This is a genomic window from Streptomyces sp. GL_148, assembly GCF_057834205.1.
Genome location: NZ_CM174396.1, coordinates 6,195,882 through 6,213,765 on the forward strand (window position 1 = coordinate 6,195,882; position 17,884 = coordinate 6,213,765).

At 70.9% G+C, this 17,884-nt stretch carries 14 protein-coding genes; 5 read left to right on the forward strand and 9 right to left on the reverse strand.

Annotated features, from left to right (window positions below; translation table 11 throughout):
- The first annotated feature begins 32 nt into the window (after positions 1 to 32).
- The 3 genes from AC3IYI_RS28470 to AC3IYI_RS28480 all read left to right on the forward strand — a co-directional run bounded on the left by AC3IYI_RS28470 (position 33) and on the right by AC3IYI_RS28480 (position 4,145).
- The gene (locus tag AC3IYI_RS28470) at positions 33 to 668 is read left to right on the forward strand and encodes a TetR/AcrR family transcriptional regulator (RefSeq protein ID WP_489406387.1); all 636 of its coding nucleotides are present in this window, start codon (positions 33 to 35) and stop codon (positions 666 to 668) included.
- A gap of 371 nt (positions 669 to 1,039) precedes the next feature.
- On the forward strand, positions 1,040 to 2,671 hold the full coding sequence (gene cimA / locus AC3IYI_RS28475; RefSeq protein ID WP_489406388.1) for a citramalate synthase: 1,632 nt from the start codon (positions 1,040 to 1,042) through the stop codon (positions 2,669 to 2,671).
- Positions 2,672 to 2,777: 106 nt separating this feature from the next.
- Positions 2,778 to 4,145: a hypothetical protein gene (locus AC3IYI_RS28480; protein ID WP_489406389.1), complete on the forward strand. Its 1,368-nt coding sequence runs from the start codon at positions 2,778 to 2,780 to the stop codon at positions 4,143 to 4,145.
- Positions 4,146 to 4,197: 52 nt separating this feature from the next.
- Here the strand turns inward: AC3IYI_RS28480 and AC3IYI_RS28485 are convergent, their stop codons facing one another.
- The gene (locus AC3IYI_RS28485; protein WP_489406390.1) at positions 4,198 to 4,815 is read right to left on the reverse strand and encodes a YceI family protein; all 618 of its coding nucleotides are present in this window, start codon (positions 4,813 to 4,815) and stop codon (positions 4,198 to 4,200) included.
- Between the two features lie 296 nt (positions 4,816 to 5,111).
- On the opposite strand from AC3IYI_RS28485, the gene AC3IYI_RS28490 reads away from it, so the two are divergent.
- Entirely contained in the window at positions 5,112 to 6,695 is a 1,584-nt protein-coding gene (locus AC3IYI_RS28490) for an acyl-CoA carboxylase subunit beta (protein WP_489406391.1), read from the forward strand.
- Between the two features lie 29 nt (positions 6,696 to 6,724).
- Positions 6,725 to 6,928: an acyl-CoA carboxylase subunit epsilon gene (locus tag AC3IYI_RS28495; protein ID WP_489406392.1), complete on the forward strand. Its 204-nt coding sequence runs from the start codon at positions 6,725 to 6,727 to the stop codon at positions 6,926 to 6,928.
- A gap of 107 nt (positions 6,929 to 7,035) precedes the next feature.
- Here AC3IYI_RS28495 and AC3IYI_RS28500 read toward each other — a convergent pair whose 3' ends face one another.
- The 8 genes from AC3IYI_RS28500 to AC3IYI_RS28535 form a co-directional block, all read right to left on the reverse strand.
- Positions 7,036 to 7,620 carry a GTP-binding protein gene (locus tag AC3IYI_RS28500; protein ID WP_489406393.1) on the reverse strand — a complete coding sequence of 195 codons (585 nt, stop codon included), beginning with the start codon at positions 7,618 to 7,620 and terminating at the stop codon, positions 7,036 to 7,038.
- The gene (locus AC3IYI_RS28505; protein WP_489406394.1) at positions 7,601 to 8,185 is read right to left on the reverse strand and encodes a DUF742 domain-containing protein; all 585 of its coding nucleotides are present in this window, start codon (positions 8,183 to 8,185) and stop codon (positions 7,601 to 7,603) included. The genes AC3IYI_RS28500 and AC3IYI_RS28505 overlap by 20 nt, the downstream gene beginning before the upstream one ends.
- 93 nt (positions 8,186 to 8,278) lie before the next feature.
- Positions 8,279 to 8,692 (reverse strand): roadblock/LC7 domain-containing protein, encoded by a 414-nt coding sequence (locus AC3IYI_RS28510; protein WP_243337850.1) that lies wholly within the window; start codon positions 8,690 to 8,692, stop codon positions 8,279 to 8,281.
- A 10-nt stretch (positions 8,693 to 8,702) separates the two neighbouring features.
- Positions 8,703 to 11,909, reverse strand: coding sequence for a sensor histidine kinase (locus tag AC3IYI_RS28515; protein WP_489406395.1), 3,207 nt, complete (start codon positions 11,907 to 11,909; stop codon positions 8,703 to 8,705).
- A gap of 306 nt (positions 11,910 to 12,215) precedes the next feature.
- Positions 12,216 to 12,800, reverse strand: coding sequence for a GTP-binding protein (locus AC3IYI_RS28520; RefSeq protein ID WP_243337754.1), 585 nt, complete (start codon positions 12,798 to 12,800; stop codon positions 12,216 to 12,218).
- Positions 12,781 to 13,173 carry a DUF742 domain-containing protein gene (locus AC3IYI_RS28525; RefSeq protein WP_422461029.1) on the reverse strand — a complete coding sequence of 131 codons (393 nt, stop codon included), beginning with the start codon at positions 13,171 to 13,173 and terminating at the stop codon, positions 12,781 to 12,783. The genes AC3IYI_RS28520 and AC3IYI_RS28525 overlap by 20 nt, the downstream gene beginning before the upstream one ends.
- 152 nt (positions 13,174 to 13,325) lie before the next feature.
- Positions 13,326 to 13,739: a roadblock/LC7 domain-containing protein gene (locus AC3IYI_RS28530; RefSeq protein ID WP_069922098.1), complete on the reverse strand. Its 414-nt coding sequence runs from the start codon at positions 13,737 to 13,739 to the stop codon at positions 13,326 to 13,328.
- A gap of 9 nt (positions 13,740 to 13,748) precedes the next feature.
- Positions 13,749 to 17,555 (reverse strand): nitrate- and nitrite sensing domain-containing protein, encoded by a 3,807-nt coding sequence (locus AC3IYI_RS28535; RefSeq protein WP_489406396.1) that lies wholly within the window; start codon positions 17,553 to 17,555, stop codon positions 13,749 to 13,751.
- Between the last annotated feature and the right edge of the window lie 329 nt (positions 17,556 to 17,884).

The window sequence follows — 17,884 nt, forward strand, 5'->3', positions numbered from 1 at the left end:
CCCGAAAGGGCGGCCGGGACGAGGAGTGGGTCATGGTGGCCGGTGAGGTACGTGCCGCGCGCAAGAACGCGCCGCCGCGCGAGGACGTACTGGTCGCCGCCATGGCCACCATCGCCGAACGCGGTCTCGACGGCCTGACCATGGCCGGCCTGGGCCGCCAGGTCGGCATGAGCAGCGGCCACCTCCTCTACTACTTCCGCACCAAGGACGAGCTCCTGCTGCAGACCCTGGAGTGGAGCGAGGCGGCGCTCGGCACCCGGCGCCGCGCCCTGCTGTCCCGCCGCGGCCCGACCCTGGAACGCCTGCAGGCGTACGTGGACCTGTACGTGCCCGAGGGCGCCCGGGATCCGCACTGGACGCTGTGGCTGGAGGTCTGGAACCGCTCGCAGAACGCGGGACCGGGGGAGCGGGACCGCCAGGCGGCCATCGAGGGCGCCTGGCACCGCGACCTGGTGGCCCTGCTCGCCGAGGGCATCTCGCGCGGAGAGTTCCGCCCGGTCGACCCGGACCGTTTCGCGGCCCGGCTGCGGGCCCTGCTCGACGGGTTCAGCATCCAGGTCGCGGTCGGCCTGCCCGGGATAGGGCGGGGCGACATCCTCGACCACGTCAGCGAGTTCCTCACCGAGGCGCTGACCCTGCACGGTGATTCCAGCTCCGCCGGTGTTTGAGGCGCGGGGTCCGCGGCGGAGCCCCGGCAACGGAGCCGGCCGCACCGGGCCGGACGGGGGCCTGCCCGCATGCTGAGATCCCCGTCCATGGGCGGCATGCGGTATGGCAGACTGCCGACGTGCCTGCTCAGCTCATGATTATGGACAGCAGCGCGCCGGTCCCCAGTGGCCGCTGAGCCGCGGAAGAACTTCGCGGAGGCGGCCACCGTGCCCCAGACCCGCGCGCAGACCTCTCGCACCCGCGAGAGGTTTTTTCGTTTTCCGGCCACGAACATGCCGGGATCGGGCAGCGCGCGATGATGGGGGCAGTGGCGTCGGCCTGCCCGAGGGCGGGCATCCGGAACCACCCATCCGACAGGAGTCAGATCAGCATGACGACGACAGAGGCGACCGAGCCGACTGCGCCGGCTTCGGGCCCCGACGACGGCTTCCACGTCTTCGACACGACCCTGCGCGACGGTGCCCAGCGTGAGGGCATCAACCTCACGGTCGCGGACAAGCTGACGATCGCCCGGCACCTGGACGACTTCGGGGTGGGGTTCATCGAGGGCGGCTGGCCCGGCGCCAACCCCCGCGACACGGAGTTCTTCTCCCGTGCCCGCGCGGAGATCGACTTCAAGCACGCCCAGCTCGTCGCCTTCGGCGCGACCCGCAGGGCGGGCGGCTCGGCCGCCACCGACCCGCAGGTCCGCGCCCTGCTGGAATCCGGCGCCCCGGTGATCACCCTGGTCGCCAAGTCCCACGACCGGCACGTCGAGCTGGCGCTGCGCACCACCCTCGACGAGAACCTGGAGATGGTCCGCGACACCGTCGCCCACCTCGTCTCCCAGGGCCGCCGGGTCTTCGTCGACTGCGAGCACTTCTTCGACGGCTACCGGGCCAACGCCGAGTACGCGAAGTCCGTCGTACGCGCCGCGCACGAGGCCGGCGCCGACGTCGTGGTCCTCTGCGACACCAACGGCGGCATGCTGCCCGCGCAGATCACCGCGACCGTGGCGACCGTACTGGCCGACACCGGCGCCCGCCTGGGCATCCACACCCAGGACGACACCGGCTGCGCCGTCGCCAACACGCTGGCCGCCGTGGACGCCGGCGCCACGCACGTGCAGTGCACCGCGAACGGCTACGGCGAGCGCGTCGGCAACGCCAACCTCTTCCCGGTCGTCGCCGCGCTGGAGATCAAGTACGGCCGGACGGTCCTCCCGGAGGGCGCCCTGGCCGAGATGACCCGGATCTCGCACGCCATCGCCGAGGTCGTCAACCTCACCCCCTCCACGCACCAGCCCTACGTCGGCGTCTCCGCCTTCGCGCACAAGGCGGGCCTGCACGCCTCGGCCATCAAGGTCGACCCGGACCTGTACCAGCACATCGACCCCGTGCGGGTCGGCAACACCATGCGGATGCTCGTCTCCGACATGGCCGGCCGGGCCTCCATCGAGCTCAAGGGCAAGGAGCTCGGCGTCGACCTCGGCGGGGACCGCGCGCTGGTCTCCCGGGTGGTGGAGCGGGTCAAGGAGCGGGAGCTCCAGGGCTACACGTACGAGGCCGCCGACGCCTCCTTCGAGCTGCTGCTGCGCGCCGAGGCCGAGGGCCGGGCGCGCAAGTACTTCCGCATCGAGTCCTGGCGGGCCATCGTCGAGGACCGCCCCGACGGCACGCACGCCAACGAGGCCACGGTGAAGCTGTGGGCCAAGGGCGAGCGGATCGTCGCGACGGCGGAGGGCAACGGCCCGGTCAACGCGCTGGACCGCGCGCTGCGGGTCGCCCTGGAGCGCTTCTACCCCCAGCTCGCCAAGTTCGAGCTGATCGACTACAAGGTCCGCATCCTGGAGGGCGCACACGGCACGTCGTCCACGACCCGGGTCCTGGTCACCACGACGGACGGCGCGCGGGAGTGGAACACGGTCGGCGTCGCCCCGAACGTCATCGCAGCCTCCTGGCAGGCCCTGGAAGACGCCTTCACCTACGGCCTCCTCCACGCGGGCGTGGAGCCGGCGGAGTAGCCGGCCGACGCCGTCTCACCGCGCTCCGGCGGGGTGAGGCGGCGGGCCGCTGGGCCCTTATGCCCTGCTCACACAGGATTGCACCCATTCGGGTAGCGTCATGGATATGAGGACCAGGCTTATATCCGTACCTTTTGGATCGCTGCTGGCCGCTCTGCTGCTGGCGCTGTCCGCCACCGCGCTACTGGTCGCCCCGGGGGCGTCGGCCGCCGACGGGACCACCACCGTGGCCGAGGCCCTCAAGAAGGGCCCGGTCTACGTGGACCCCCGCGCCGAGGCGCAGCTGCCGCCCGCGCAGGCGGACGCGCTCGCGAAGAAGATCAAGGATGCCGGGAAACCGGTGTTCGTGGCCGTACTGCCGGCCACCGCCGAGTTCCCCGCAGCCAGCGTGCTCAAGACGGTCCGTACCGAGACCGGCATCACCGGGCTCTACGCGATCCGGCTCGGGGACGGCTTCAACGCCGGGGCCGACCGGGCCGTCATGCCCGGCAACGCGGTCCGCAACCTGGTCGACGCCGTCAAGGCGGGCGGCCCGGCCGACGCGGGCACCGAGCTCAACAACTTCGTGGACCAGGCCCTCGCCCAGGCCAAGGGCAAGGCCCCGGCCTCCTGGGGCACCGCGAGCACCGACGCCGGCGCCCCGGTGGGCGCCCTGATCGGGCTCGGCGTGGTGGCCGCAGTCGGCGGTGGCGGGGCGTACGCGCTGGTCAAGCGCAACCGCAAGAAGAAGGAAGAGCTCCGGCGTGAATCCATCGCCCGGCTGAGCGTGGTCGTCGACGAGGACATCACGGCCTTCGGCGAAGAGCTGGAGCGCCTCGACTTCCATCCCGGTGAGCCCGGCGCCGACGACGCCATGCGCGCGGACTACGAGCAGGGCCTCGACTCGTACGAGAAGGCCAAGCAGATCATGGCCTCCGTGCAGCACCCCGAAGAGGTCAAGGGCGTCACGCAGGCGCTGGAGGACGGCCGGTTCGCGCTGGCCCGCCTCGACGCGCGCCGGCAGGGCCGGCCGCTGCCCGAGCGCCGTGCCCCCTGCTTCTTCGACCCGCGCCACGGGCCGAGCACCGAGGACGCCGCCTGGGCCCCGGCGGGCGGAGCCGCCCGTACGGTCCCGGTCTGCGCGGCGGATGCCGTCCGGCTGCGCGACGGCCAGGACCCGGCGGTCCGCACCGTCGACACCGAGCACGGTCCGCGCCCCTACTACGACGCCGGCCCGGCGTACGGTCCCTGGGCCGGCGGCTACTTCGGCGGCGGCATCCTGCCCGGCCTGCTCATGGGCACGATGCTCGGTTCGATGATGTCCAGTCCGGGCTACGCCTCCGACTTCGGCGGCGGCAACGGATTCGACGGCGGAGGCTTCGACGGGGGCGACGTCTCCGGGGCCGACTTCAACCCGTCCGACTTCGGCGGCGGGGACTTCGGCGGCGGAGGCGGCTTCGACGGCGGAGGCGGGTTCGGCGGGGGCGACTTCTAGCCGCCCCCGGCCCCACCCCCGGCCGGGGTCACACCTGGGGTCGCACGCGGGGTCACGCCTGCTTGATCGCCGAGATGTCGAAGGTCAGCTTCACCTTGTCGCTGACCATCACGCCGCCGGTCTCCAGCGCCGCGTTCCAGGTCAGGCCCCAGTCGGAGCGCAGGATCTCGGCCGAGCCCTCGAACCCGACGCGCTCGTTGCCGTAGACGTCGGTCGCCGCGCCGCCGAACTCCAGGTCGATGGAGAGCGGGCGCGTGACGTCCTTGATGGTCAGCTCGCCGGTGATGCGGTACGTGTCGCCGCCGAGCTGCTGCGCCTCGGTGGAGCGGAAGGTCATCAGCGGGAAGGTCTCGGCGTCGAAGAAGTCGCCCGAGCGCAGGTGGCCGTCGCGGTCGCCGATGCCGGTGTCGATGGAGGCGATCTTCACGTCGATGGAGGCGGTGGAGCGGGACGGGTCGGCGCCGTCCAGGTGCAGGGTGCCCTCGTGGTCGGCGAAGGCGCCGCGCACGTTGGTGACCATCGCGTGGCGGACGGTGAAGCCGATGCTGCTGTGGGAGGCGTCGATGACGTAGTCACCGGTGAGCGCGGCGAGGGCCGGGTCCACGTCGAGGGTGGCGACGGCGGTCGTGGTGGTGGCGGTGTCCTGCGTGCGGCGGGTGAAGAGACCCATGACTGCTCCTTTGTGGGGGGTGCCGACCGATGTCCGGCACTCGTTGAACTTTCAACAACAACGACGCTAGACCCATTCCGTTCAAATTTCAACCTCTGTACTTCTTGCGAGTGACTTGGCCGTGTCTTGATGACGGCTTGGCGGGAGTTTTGTCAGAAACCAACAAAGGACCAAGGTCCTGCCTGGTGGGCCCCGCTGCACCCACGGTGGTTCTGTCCGGGACGGACAGCGGAAGACACCCGACACTGTGTGGATTCGACGGAGGGTTTTCCGGTCCGGCTTCGTAAGGTCATTACATGACCGTTGTGGACCAGATTCCGAGCGAGCCGACGGACGCCCGCGGGCGCGTGGCCGAGCTGCACGACCTGCGCGAGCAGGCGCGGCGCGGACCGAGTGACCGGGCGACCGAAGCGCAGCATGCCAAGGGCAAGCTCACCGCCCGTGAGCGGATCGCGTTGCTGCTCGACGAAGGTTCCTTCAAGGAGGTCGAGCAGCTGCGTCGCCACCGGGCGACCGGGTTCGGCCTGGAGACCAAGAAGCCCTACACCGACGGTGTCATCACCGGCTGGGGCACGGTCGAGGGCCGTACGGTCTTCGTCTACGCGCACGACTTCCGGATCTTCGGCGGCGCGCTGGGCGAGGCCCACGCGACGAAGATCCACAAGATCATGGACATGGCCATCGCGGCCGGTGCCCCGCTGGTCTCCCTGAACGACGGCGCGGGTGCCCGCATCCAGGAGGGCGTCTCGGCGCTGGCCGGCTACGGCGGCATCTTCCAGCGCAACACCAAGGCCTCGGGCGTCATCCCGCAGATCTCGGTGATGCTGGGCCCCTGCGCCGGCGGTGCGGCCTACTCCCCGGCGCTGACGGACTTCGTGTTCATGGTCCGCGAGACCTCGCAGATGTTCATCACCGGCCCGGACGTGGTCCGTGCGGTGACCGGTGAGGAGATCACCCAGAACGGCCTCGGCGGAGCCGACGTGCACGCCGAGACTTCGGGTGTCGCGCACTTCGCGTACGACGACGAGGAGACCTGCATCTCCGAGGTCCGCTACCTCATCACGATGCTGCCCTCCAACAACCGCGAGAACCCCCCGGTCCACGAGACCAGCGACCCGGCCGACCGCCGCTCCGACGTCCTGCTCGACCTCGTGCCCGCCGACGGCAACCGCCCGTACGACATGCTCAAGGTCATCGAGGAGCTCGTCGACGAGGGCGACGTCCTGGAGATCCACGAGCGCTGGGCCCGCAACATCATCTGCGCGCTGGCGCGGATGGACGGACAGGTCGTCGGAATCGTCGCCAACCAGCCCGGCCACCTCGCCGGCGTCCTGGACATCCACGCCTCCGAGAAGGCCGCGCGCTTCGTCCAGCTCTGCGACGCCTTCAACATCCCGATCATCACCCTCCTGGACGTCCCCGGCTTCCTGCCGGGCGTCGACCAGGAGCACGGCGGCATCATCCGCCACGGCGCCAAGCTGCTGTACGCGTACTGCAACGCCACCGTCCCGCGGATCTCGCTGATCCTGCGCAAGGCCTACGGCGGCGCGTACATCGTCATGGACTCCCAGTCCATCGGCGCCGACCTGACCTACGCGTGGCCCACCAACGAGATCGCGGTGATGGGCGCCGAGGGCGCCGCCAACGTCATCTTCCGCAAGCAGATCGCGGACGCCGAAGACCCCGAGGCGATGCGCGCGCGCATGGTCAAGGAGTACAAGGCCGAGCTGATGCACCCCTACTACGCGGCCGAGCGAGGCCTCGTCGACGACGTCATCGACCCCGCGGAAACCCGCGAGGTCCTCGTCGCCGCCCTCGCGATGCTCCGCAACAAGCACGCGGACCTGCCGTCGCGCAAGCACGGCAACCCGCCCCAGTAGACGTCGAAGCCGAAGGAGAACTGCCACCGATGAGCAACGCCACGAGCACCCTGCTGAAGGTCGAGAAGGGCAACGCCGAGCCCGAGGAGCTGGCCGCGATCACCGCGATCCTGCTCGCCCGCGCCGCGGCCGTCCCCGAGGAGACCTCGGCCGCCGCCGCCCGCTCCCAGGCCGGCTGGCGCCGCCTGGAGCGCACCCCCGGCTTCCGCGGCCCGCGCAGCTGGCAGGGCTAGTACGCGAAGCTGCCCCGCAGGCACCACGTGAAAAGCCCCCCGCACTCCTCGGAGTGCGGGGGGCTTTCGCGTACGACCGGAGACCGGGCGCGTGAGGCCGGGGACGGCTACCGCAGGCGGGCCATGAGGGCGTGCTCGACCAGGGTGATGAGCGCGCTCTTGGCGTCCGCGCGGTGGCGGGCGTCGGTGATGATGATGGGGGCGTCCGGGCCGATCTGCAGGGCCTCGCGGACTTCCTCCGGGGTGTAGGGCTGGTGCCCGTCGAAGCCGTTGAGGGCGATGACGAAGGGCAGGCCGCTGTTCTCGAAGTAGTCGACGGCGGGGAAGCAGTCGGCGAGACGGCGGGTGTCGACGAGGACCACGGCGCCGATGGCGCCGCGCACGAGGTCGTCCCACATGAACCAGAAGCGGTCCTGACCGGGGGTACCGAAGAGGTACAGGATCAGGTCCTGGTCCAGGGTGATGCGGCCGAAGTCCATGGCGACCGTGGTGGTCGTCTTGTCCCCGGTGTGGGTCAGGTCGTCGATGCCGGCGGAGGCGCTCGTCATGACGGCCTCGGTGCGCAGGGGGTTGATCTCGGAGACGGCGCCGACGAACGTGGTCTTGCCCACGCCGAAGCCACCCGCCACCACGATCTTCGCGGAGGTGGTGGAGCGAGGAGCCGCTCCGCCGTTAGAGCTTGCGAAGTCCACTGAGCACCCTTTCGAGCAGTGTCACATCTGGCTGGCCGCCGGCGGACTCGTCGCCGCCGGGCTGGTGGATGGCTACGAGGCCGGCCTCCGCCAGGTCGGCGACGAGGATCCGGGCTACGCCAAGAGGAATGGAGAGAAGTGCCGAGATCTCCGCAACGGATTTGATCTCCTGGCACAGGAGGCAGATGCGCTGGTGCTCGGGCAACTGCCCTTGCAGACGCGCGGGATCGGCCGTGGTGCTGACCAGCGCCTCGATGGCGAGCTGGTAGCGCGGCCGGGTCCGGCCACCGGTCATCGCGTACGGACGCACCAGCGGGTTGTGCGCCTGCGGGCGACCGCCGCGCGGAGGCTGCTGCGGGGAGCGGTAGGACTGACCCGGCTGCTGCGGTCGGCCGTACGGCTGCTGCTGGTAGGGCTGCCGCTGGTACGGCTGCTGCCCGGAGGCCGGGTCGTGCTCCGGCGCGGGCCGGTTGCTGGGAGCGGAGGGGAAGTTGAAGCGGTTCTGGTCGTGCCCACCCTGCGGCTGTTGCGCGCCGCCATAGGGATGTCCTCCGGGTGTTGTCACGTCTCCTCCTCCGACTCCAAGTACGCAGTACTCCCTGTGGAACCGCGCCACCGCACCCTATGGTGCAGTGGCGCGAAACGCACTGCCTGTCTGCTAGTTGAGAAGCCCGCCCTGCAGTTCCGCGCGCAGGTCCGGGGTGAGGACACTGCCCGCGCGATCCACCAGAAGGGCCATCTCGTAGCCCACGAGGCCGATGTCGCACTCGGGGTGCGCGAGCACCGCGAGCGAGGATCCGTCGGAGACGGACATGAGGAAGAGGAATCCGCGGTCCATCTCCACAACGGTCTGGTTGACGGCGCCGCCCTCGAAGATGCGCGAGGCACCCGCGGTGAGGGAGGTCAGCCCGGAGGCCACCGCGGCGAGCTGGTCGGCCCGGTCGCGGGGGAAGCCCTCGGACATGGCCAGAAGGAGGCCGTCGGCGGATACCACCACCGTGTGGGACACCCCTGGGGTGTTGTCCACGAAGTTGGTGATCAACCAGTTCAGGTTCTGCGCTGCCTGGCTCATCGCGCTCACACTAACGCTCCTGGTCATAGCTGTTACTTGACTGCTCGGATCCCGCGTTGCGGCCCTGCTGGACACCGCGTCGCAGGTTGCTCAACCTGCCACGAATGTCCTCCGGGGCCCGGGAGACCTCGGGGCCTCCCTGCGGCGTCGTCTCCGCAGCGCCCTCGACCAGGTTGGCCTTGGGCACCCGCCGAGGGAGACCGGACGGGGTGACCCCGCCCGCCTTCGGCTCACGGAGCTTGGCGGCCTGCTGCCAGCGCTCGTCGTTGTTCGAGCGCCAGTCGGCAGGGCCTTCCGTCTCCCCGGTGTCCTGCTCCGGCGCCGCGGGCTGCTGCTGACGCTGCGGCCGCTGCTCGAAGAGGGATCCGGAGGACTCCGTTTCCTGCTGTCCCGGCCGCTGCTGCGGCTGGCTGCCGCGTCGCGGCAGGCCCGCCCCGGTCACCTGGTGGCCGGCGTCGGCAGTGGTGCCCGGACGGTCGAAGCCTACGCGCTCCGGCGCCGGTTCGGGAGCGGCCGGTGATTCCGATTCGGTCCCGTAATCCTGCTGGTAGGAGCCCGAGTAGGTGTTCTGCTGGGGCCACTCCGCGCTTGTGGAGGGGGAATCGTACCCGCCGTCGTAGGCCGGGAGTTCCTGTCGCTGATCCGTGTACTCGGGTTCCGGATACGCGTACTCCTGCTGGGTGTACGCGTCGTATCCCTGCCCGGCCTGAGCGGATTCGTAACCGAGGTCGTAGCCCTGCGCGGGCTGCTGCTCGTAGCCCTGGTACGGCTGGTACGCGTGCTCCGGCTGCGGTTCCGGATACTGCGCCGCGGGCTCGTCGTACGCCGGCTGCGCCTGCGGGTAGCCGACCTGCGCCTCCAGCGCGGCCCGGCGCTCGTCACGGCCCAGGGAGCGGCCGACCGGGTCGGCGGCGGGCTCGTCGTAGCCCGGCTGGTCGGCCCGGTGGACCTCGTAGCGGGAGTCGTCGAAGCCGAGCTCGGCGGCCGTGCGCAGCGGAGCCGGCTGCTGGGCCTGCTGGCGCGGGATCATCTGGGAGACCGTGAAGTCGTCCGCCGGGACCTCCTCGCCACCGCCACCGTGGGTGATGGCGTCGGGGAGCATGACCAGCGAGGTGGTGCCGGCCGCTTCGCCCGAGGGGCGCAGCTGGACGCGGATGCCGTGCCGGTCGGCCAGCCGGCCGACCACGAACAGACCCATGCGCTGCGAGATCGCGGCGTCCACGGTCGGCGGGTTGGCCAGCTTGTGGTTGATGTCCGCGAAGTCCTCGGCCGTCAGGCCGATTCCCTTGTCGTGGATCTCGACCATCACGCGGCCGTCGGGCAGACGCGTCGCGTTGACCCGGACCTTGGTCTGCGGGGAGGAGAAGGTGGTGGCGTTCTCCAGGAGCTCGGCGAGCAGGTGCACGAGGTCGGTCACGGCCTGGCCGTGGATCTCGGCGTCGGAGACGCCCGACAGCTCGACGCGCTCGTACTGCTCCACCTCGGAGGAGGCGGCGCGCAGGACGTCGACGAGGGGGACCGGCTGGTCCCAGCGGCGGCCCGGCTCCTCACCCGCGAGGATGAGGAGGTTCTCGCCGTTGCGGCGCATGCGGGTGGCCAGGTGGTCCAGGCGGAAGAGGTTCTCCAGCTGGTCCGGGTCGGCCTCGTTGTTCTCCAGCTCGGTGATCAGGCTCAGCTGGCCCTCGATCAGCGACTGGTTGCGCATGGAGAGGTTCGTGAAGATCGCGTTGACGTTGCCCCGGAGGAGGGCCTGCTCGGCGGCGAGCCGGACGGCCTCCCGGTGGACCTGGTCGAAGGCGCGGGCGACCTCGCCGATCTCGTCCTGGGAGTCGATCGGGATCGGCACCACCCGGGTGTCGACCTTGCCCGGGTCGGTGCGCGAGAGCTGGTCGACGAGCATCGGCAGGCGCTGCTCGGCGATGTCGAAGGCGGCACCGCGCAGACGGCGCATCGCCTTGCCCATCTGGCGGGCCATCATGCCGGCCAGGATGAAGGCGGCGAGCAGGGCCACGACCACGATGGCGCCGGTCAGGATGGCGTCGTTGCGGGCCTCGTCGGAGACCGATCCGGCGTCCGCCAGGGCCTTGTCGAGGAGTTCCTTCTCGAGCTGGTTGTAGCCGTCGAACTTGGCGGTCGCGGCGGCCTGCCAGGCCGCCGGGGTGGTGCCGCCCAGGGCGAGGGCGGCCGGCTTCGCGCCGCCGGCTATCGCCTCGGTCATGCCGGTGAGCGCGGAGCCGTTGACCACCGGAGGCGCCCGGAAGACGGTGCCCGCCTGCTCGGCCGCCTGCTTGGCGTCGACGAGCTTCTTGGCGCCCTCCTGGGACTTCGCGCCCATGATGTCCTTGAGGCGCGCGACGTCTTCGTCGGTGCCGGCGGCGACGTACTCGCCGATGGCGATCTCTTCGAGGTACGCGTACGAGGAGAAGGCGACGAGCTGGGCCTTGCGGATGTCCTCGTCCTCGTTCGGCCGCACCAGCAGGTGCGTGCCCACCGAGCGCTGCAGCGAGTTCGCGGCCTTGGACAGTTCGAGCGCGTAGACCATGCGGCCGTACGAGGTCACGTTGCCGGTGCCGAGGCCCAGCTCGTTGGAGAACTGCATGAGGTAGTGCTGGACCAGCACGTACCCCTCTTCGGTCGGGATCGGGCCCATCGCCTTGGGGAGGGCCTTCTTCGGCGTCTCCATCTGCTGCGACAGGTAGGCCGTCTTGCGGACCTGCTCCAGCTTCGGCTCCTCCTGGCGGAAGAGCTCCAGGCGGCGTTCCAGGCCCTGGCCCTCGGGCAGATCCTTCGCGACCTCGGCGAACTTGGCCTGGGCCGCGTCGGTGGCGGAGTACGCCTTCTGTACGGACTCGGACTCGCGCTGGCCCTTCAGCAGGGGCTCGGCCGTCAGGTCGCGCTCGTTGAGGAGCGCCTGGCCGTACTCGGCGGCGGCCTGGACGATGACGGCGGTCTTCTCGGCGTCCTTGGCCTCGTTCCAGGTGTCGATGGACCCCTTCACCTGGAAGCCGCCCATGACCAGTCCGACGAGGACCGGGACGAGCAGGATGGCGTTCAGTCGGGTCGGCACACGCCAGTTGCGGGGCGAGAACCTGCTGGTGCTGCCACCGCTCACGGATGGTTCCACGGGTACGTCAAAGGATGACGCGGCCGCGCGCGGCGGCGGGGTGAAGTTGCCGCGCGCGGGTTCATCCGCGGGGCTCGAGTTGCTTCGCCTCACTCGACCAACAACCTCTCGGCGGTGCTACTAGCTAGTTCGTTGAATTCCAGCACGGTTAACGGCCGTGTTCCAAACAGTTGAAATCGGCCGTTCCTAGAGCCTTATGCCCCACATAAATCGGACATAAAGAGCGTCCTGCGGCAAAAATGGGGCCGGTTGTGAGCGCAGCGACACCGGGCGAACGCACCGTGTCGCCAACTACCGGCAATTCTCTGTCGAAACGTTATGAACGAAGGGGGCGGGCCGTGTCGCATGACACAGCCCGCCCCCCAAAACCAGCCGGTGAAGCACTCCTTGCGCGGAGCCCTACTTGAGCCGCGCCATCAGGGCGTGCTCGACGAGCGTGATGAGCGCGCTCTTGGCGTCCGCGCGGTGGCGGGCGTCGGTGGTGATGATGGGGGCGTCCGGGCCGATCTGCAGGGCCTCGCGGACTTCCTCCGGGGTGTAGGGCTGGTGCCCCTCGAAGCCGTTGAGCGCCACGACGAACGGCAGGCCGCTGTTCTCGAAGTAGTCGACGGCCGGGAAGCAGTCGGCGAGGCGTCGCGTGTCGACCAGGACGATCGCCCCGATCGCGCCGCGCACGAGGTCGTCCCACATGAACCAGAAGCGGTCCTGACCGGGAGTACCGAAGAGGTACAGGATCAGGTCCTGGTCCAGGGTGATGCGGCCGAAGTCCATGGCGACCGTGGTGGTCGTCTTGTCCCCGGTGTGGGTCAGGTCGTCGATGCCCGCGCTCGCGGACGTCATCACGGCCTCGGTGCGCAGCGGGTTGATCTCGGAGACGGCGCCGACGAACGTGGTCTTGCCCACGCCGAAGCCACCCGCCACCACGATCTTCGCGGAGGTGGTGGAGCGAGGAGCCGCCCCACCGTTAGAGCTTGCGAAGTCCACTGAGAACCCTCTCGAGCAGCGTTACATCCGGCGTTCCGCCGGCCTCTCCATTGCCCGGCTGGTGGATGGCCACCATGCCGGCCTCCGCCAGGTCGGCGACGAGGATCCGTGCGACGCCGAGCGGCATGTTCAGCAGTGCGGAGACCTCCGCGACCGACTTGACCTCACGGCAGAGGGTGCAGATGCGCTGGTGCTCCGGGAGCAGCCCGGAGAGGTGCATCGGATCGGCCGTGGTGCTGACCAGTGCCTCGATGGCGAGCTGGTAGCGCGGTCGGGTCCGGCCGCCGGTCATCGCATACGGACGAACCAGCGGCTGGTCGCCTTCCGAGTACGAGTCTCCGTACGAATCGGAATAGGCGGGGGGCGGGGTCATTGATCCTCCGGGCTGGACAGCAATGGTCAGCGTGCCGTCTCACGGGGCGGCCGGTGGGGGGGACGGTATGACGGCCTGGCGGTGGTACTGGGTTCCGGGGCGCGGGCCCCGGTCCCCCGGCCGGCAGTACCGTCCGGCCGGGAGAGTGGCAGTCAGGTGAGCAGGCTTCCCTGCAGTTCCGCGCGCAGGTCCGGGGTGAGGACACTGCCGGCGCGGTCCACGAGGAGAGCCATCTCGTAGCCCACGAGGCCGATGTCGCACTCGGGGTGCGCCAGTACGGCCAGCGAGGATCCGTCGGAGACGGACATCAGGAAGAGGAATCCGCGGTCCATCTCCACCACCGTCTGGTTGACGGCGCCGCCCTCGAAGATGCGGGACGCACCCGCGGTGAGGGAGGTCAGCCCGGAGGCCACCGCGGCGAGCTGGTCGGCCCGGTCGCGGGGGAAGCCTTCGGACATCGCCAGAAGGAGGCCGTCGGCGGAGACCACCACGGTGTGGGACACCCCGGGGGTGTTGTCCACGAAGTTCGTGATCAACCAGTTCAGGTTCTGTGCCGCCTGGCTCATCGAACTCAACTATCGCTCCTGCTGGTAAGTGGGGTCGACGTGGTAACTGCCGGTGGCCGGGCCGGTGGTGCCGGCCTGCCGACCCTGCTGGATACCGCGGCGGAGGTTGGTGAGACGCCCGCGGACATCGTCCGGGGATCGCGAAACCTGGGGGCCGGCCTGTGCTTCGGCCTGCTGCTGCGCGGTGCCGGCCACGAGGTTCGCCCGCGGGACCCGGCGGGGCAGACCCGACGTGGTGATACCGCCGGCGGCGGGCTGGCGCACGCGCTCGGCCTGCCGCATCAGCTCGTCGTTCGGCGAGGAGCGCCAGCTCACGGTCGGCACGGCGCCGGTGGCCGTCTGCGCGGACTCGGCCGGAGCCTCCTCCTGGCCGCGCTGCGGCAGCTGGGGCTGCTGCGGGCGCTGAGGGGCGGCGGGAGCCGGAGCCGCCGGAGCGGACTGCTGCGCCTGCTGGCCCTGCTGCTGGGGTACGGCCGTCGGCGCCTGCGCGGCGGCCTGAGCGGCCTCCTGGCGGAACCAGTTCGACTCCAGCGTGTCGAAGATCGGGCTGCGGCCCTCGCCGGTGCCCGGACCGGCCGGGGGCAGTGCCTCCGGCCGGGGCGCCTGCGGCAGCCGCGGAGCCTCTGCGCGCGGAGGCGGTACGGGGGCGTAGTTGCCCTGGGGCTGCGGGGCCTGGCCTGGCTGGGCGTAGCCGCCGACACCGGGGCCACCGGGCCGCTGGGCCTGGAAGTCCTGGCGGGCGAACTGCCCCGTGGAGGCCGGGTCACCGAAGTCCGGGCGGGCGAACTGGCCGGTGGAGGCCGGGTCGCCCAAGTCGGGACGGGCGAACTGGCCCGTGGCGCCGTTGTCGTAGCCGCCGTTGCCGCCGGCCTGCGGGGCCGGGGCGTTGAAGTCGGGGCGGGGGAACTCGGACGTGGAACCGGGGCCCGACAGCTCGTCGTGGCCGCGCGGAACGTCGTGCTGCCCGCGCTGGCCCGCGCCCCAACTGGTGGTCTGGGGCATCGCGGCGGGTCCGCCGACCGCGCCCGGGAGCTCCGGACGGGGCGCGCCACCGCGCGGCGGAAGCTGCGGGCGGGGTCCGCGGGCGGCCGGGCCGCCGGTCTGCTGCTGCCCCTGCTGCCCCTGCTGCTGCGGAGCCTGCTGCTGGGGCTGGTACGGCTGCTGGGGCTGCTGCGGGCGCTCGAAGCCGTTGCCCTGCGGGAAGCCGCCGGGACCGGACGCCGTGGGGCCGCCGGCCGGACGGGCCTGCGGACCGCCGAAGCCGCCCGGGCCGCCGGGACCGGAGACCGGACCGCGGCCGGGCAGCGGAGCACCCGAACCGAAGGCGCTCTGCGTCTGCCCGCCGGGGCCCTGCTGCTGCGGCCGTCCGCCCTGCGGCCGTCCGCCCTGCGGGCCGGGGCCCTGGGGCTGACCGCCGGGGCCGCCGTCGCGGCCCGGCAGGGCCGCGCGCTGGTTGCCGGCGGAAACCTGGCCGCGCTGCGGGGCGGCGCCCACGGGGGGACGCGCGCCGGGAGCGGGGATCGAGCCCTGCGCCTGGCCGCCGGGACCACCCTGACCGGGGGCGCCGGGGGAACCCTGACCGCCCTGGCCGGGCATCGGGGCCGGCTTCTTGCCGCCCTGGGCGACGTCCACCGGGAGCATGACGAGGGCCGTCGTACCGCCCGAGTCGGAGGGGCGGAGCTGGATGCGGATGCCGTGTCGCAGGGACAGGCGGCCGACCACGAACAGGCCCATGCGGCGGGAGACGGAGACGTCCACGGTCGGCGGCGACGCGAGCCGCTCGTTGATCGCGGCGAGGTCCTCGGGGGAGAGGCCGATGCCGGTGTCGTGGATCTCGACGAGCACGCGGCCGTCGGGCAGCGCGTGCCCGGTGACCTTGACCTTGGTCTGCGGGGAGGAGAACGAGGTGGCGTTCTCCAGCAGCTCGGCGAGCAGGTGCACGAGGTCGTTGACGACGCGGCCGGCGACGTCGGTGCCGGGCACCGACGAGAGTTCGATGCGCTCGTACTGCTCCACCTCGGACGCCGCGGCACGGAGCACGTCGACGAGCGGGACGGGGCGGGTCCACCGGCGGCCCGGCTCCTCGCCCGCGAGGACGAGGAGGTTTTCGCCGTTACGGCGCATGCGGGTCGCGAGGTGGTCGAGCTTGAAGAGCGAGGACAGCTGGTCCGGGTCGGCCTCGCGCGACTCCAGCTCGGAGATGAGCGAGAGCTGGCGCTGGATGAGGCCCTGCGAACGGCGCGAGAGGTTGGTGAACATCGCGTTGACGTTGCCTCGCAGGAGGGCCTGCTCGGCGGCGAGGCGGACGGCCTCGCGGTGCACGTCGTCGAAGGCCGCGGCCACCTGGCCGATCTCGTCGCGGGTGTGCAGACCGACGGACTCCACCGTCGTGTCCACGTCCTGCGGGTCGGACTCGGACAGCTGCTTGACGAGCTCGGGCAGCCGGTCCTGGGCCACGCGGGTCGCGGTGTCCTGGAGGCGGCGCAGGGAGCGGATCATCGAGCGGGCCATGACGAAGGCGCCGACGAGGGAGACGCCGAGGACGAGGAGGATCAGCGCACCGTTGATGAGCGCGTCGCGCTGCGACTCGTTCTTGAGCTCGCGGGCCTTCTGCTCCATGTCCTCGAGCAGGGTGAGCTCGATGACCTTCATGGCCTGGAGCTTGACGTCGTCCGCGTCGTACCAGTCCATCCAGGACCGGGGCTTCTCCTTGACGAACTGGTCCTTGTTCCCGAGGACGCGGCGCGCGTAGCCGTCGGCGTTGCCGATTTCCTGGTTGCCGTCACCGAGCGAGGCGAGGAGTTCCTCGGGCTTGCCCTGGTAGGCGAGTTCGAAGGTCTTCTGCGCCTGCTCTTCGCTGTTCTGCGCGGAGCGGGCGTAGAGCCGGTCGTTCTCGCTGAGGTTGCCGGACTGATTGGGGTCGGCGGGGAGCGCGGCAGCGATGATCGCGCGCTGGATGGAGGCGTACTCCTTGGCGGAGGAGAACGCGGCCAGGGCGCGGGTGCGCTTGATCATCTCGGGGTTCGAGGTGGCCTGCGCCATCTCCTGCGAGAGCGAGAGCAGCGAGACGACCAGCGCGTTGTACTCGGTGACGGTCTGCTGGGCGCCGTTCTGGTACGCGCCCTTGCGGATCTCTTCGAGGTTGTTGAGCCCGTGTGCGATCTGCAGGATGTTGTTGCGGATCGACCTGAGCGTCTCGTCGTTGCCCTCGGCGACGTCGACCTTGTCGGTCGCGGCGGCGAAGGCCTTGACGGCGGAGTCCGTCGAGTCGCGGACACCCTTGACCAGGGTGCTGGGCTTGCCCGACTTGTCGACGGACAGCGGACCGGCGGAGTTGTCACGCTCGGCCTGGAGCATGGCGGCCAGGTTGGTGGCCTGCCGGGTCATCGTCGTCAGCAGCTGCATGTGCTCCAGCTGCGCGATGTCGTTGAGCGAGTCGTTGATGCGGAAGCCACCGAGGGTGGTGGCGGCGACGACCGGCAGGGTCAGCAGCGACACCAGTCGCGTACTGATGCGCCAGTTCTGCATGGCGAGGCGTGAACCGGACCCACGGGGGGTCTGGGGTATCGCGACGTCGCGGCCGCCCGACTCGTCGTCGGCCTTGGATCCGCCCTTGGACTTGGCGCGGCCCTTGGGCTTCACCGTGGCGGAGCCGTCGGGGCCCCCGCTCTCGACAGCCGGCCCGCGGTTCTGGGCGTGCTGGGGCGAGGAGCCACGGTCGGTCCCGCCGCGCGGGTCCTGCTCCGGCGCGGCTTCCCCACGGCCCTGACGGGCCTGGGGAGACCCCTTGTCATCCCTCTTGAATCGTCCCTGCACTAGCGTCGCAACCTCTGGACCAGGCGTCCCGCCGGGCGACCGGTGGGACGGTGTCGAGTCGTGGGGCAATGCGCCCCATGGTGGTCGTCGGTGACCGGCGCGTCTCCCTCTCCGTTGCCGCCGCGCTCGGCGCTGTCTCGCGCCACCTGCGCGCCGGCTGTTTCCCGCGGCGGTCCCGCGAATTCCAGCACAGAGGCGGATCTCCAACAAGGTGCGAGTCCCGCCCTGGGCGGTCGGTCACGTCTGGTGACGTGTGCACTACCCGTCGTGCGTGCCAATTCATACGGAATCGGACTTACGCCGCCCAAACCTCACACCCGGCAAGCTGT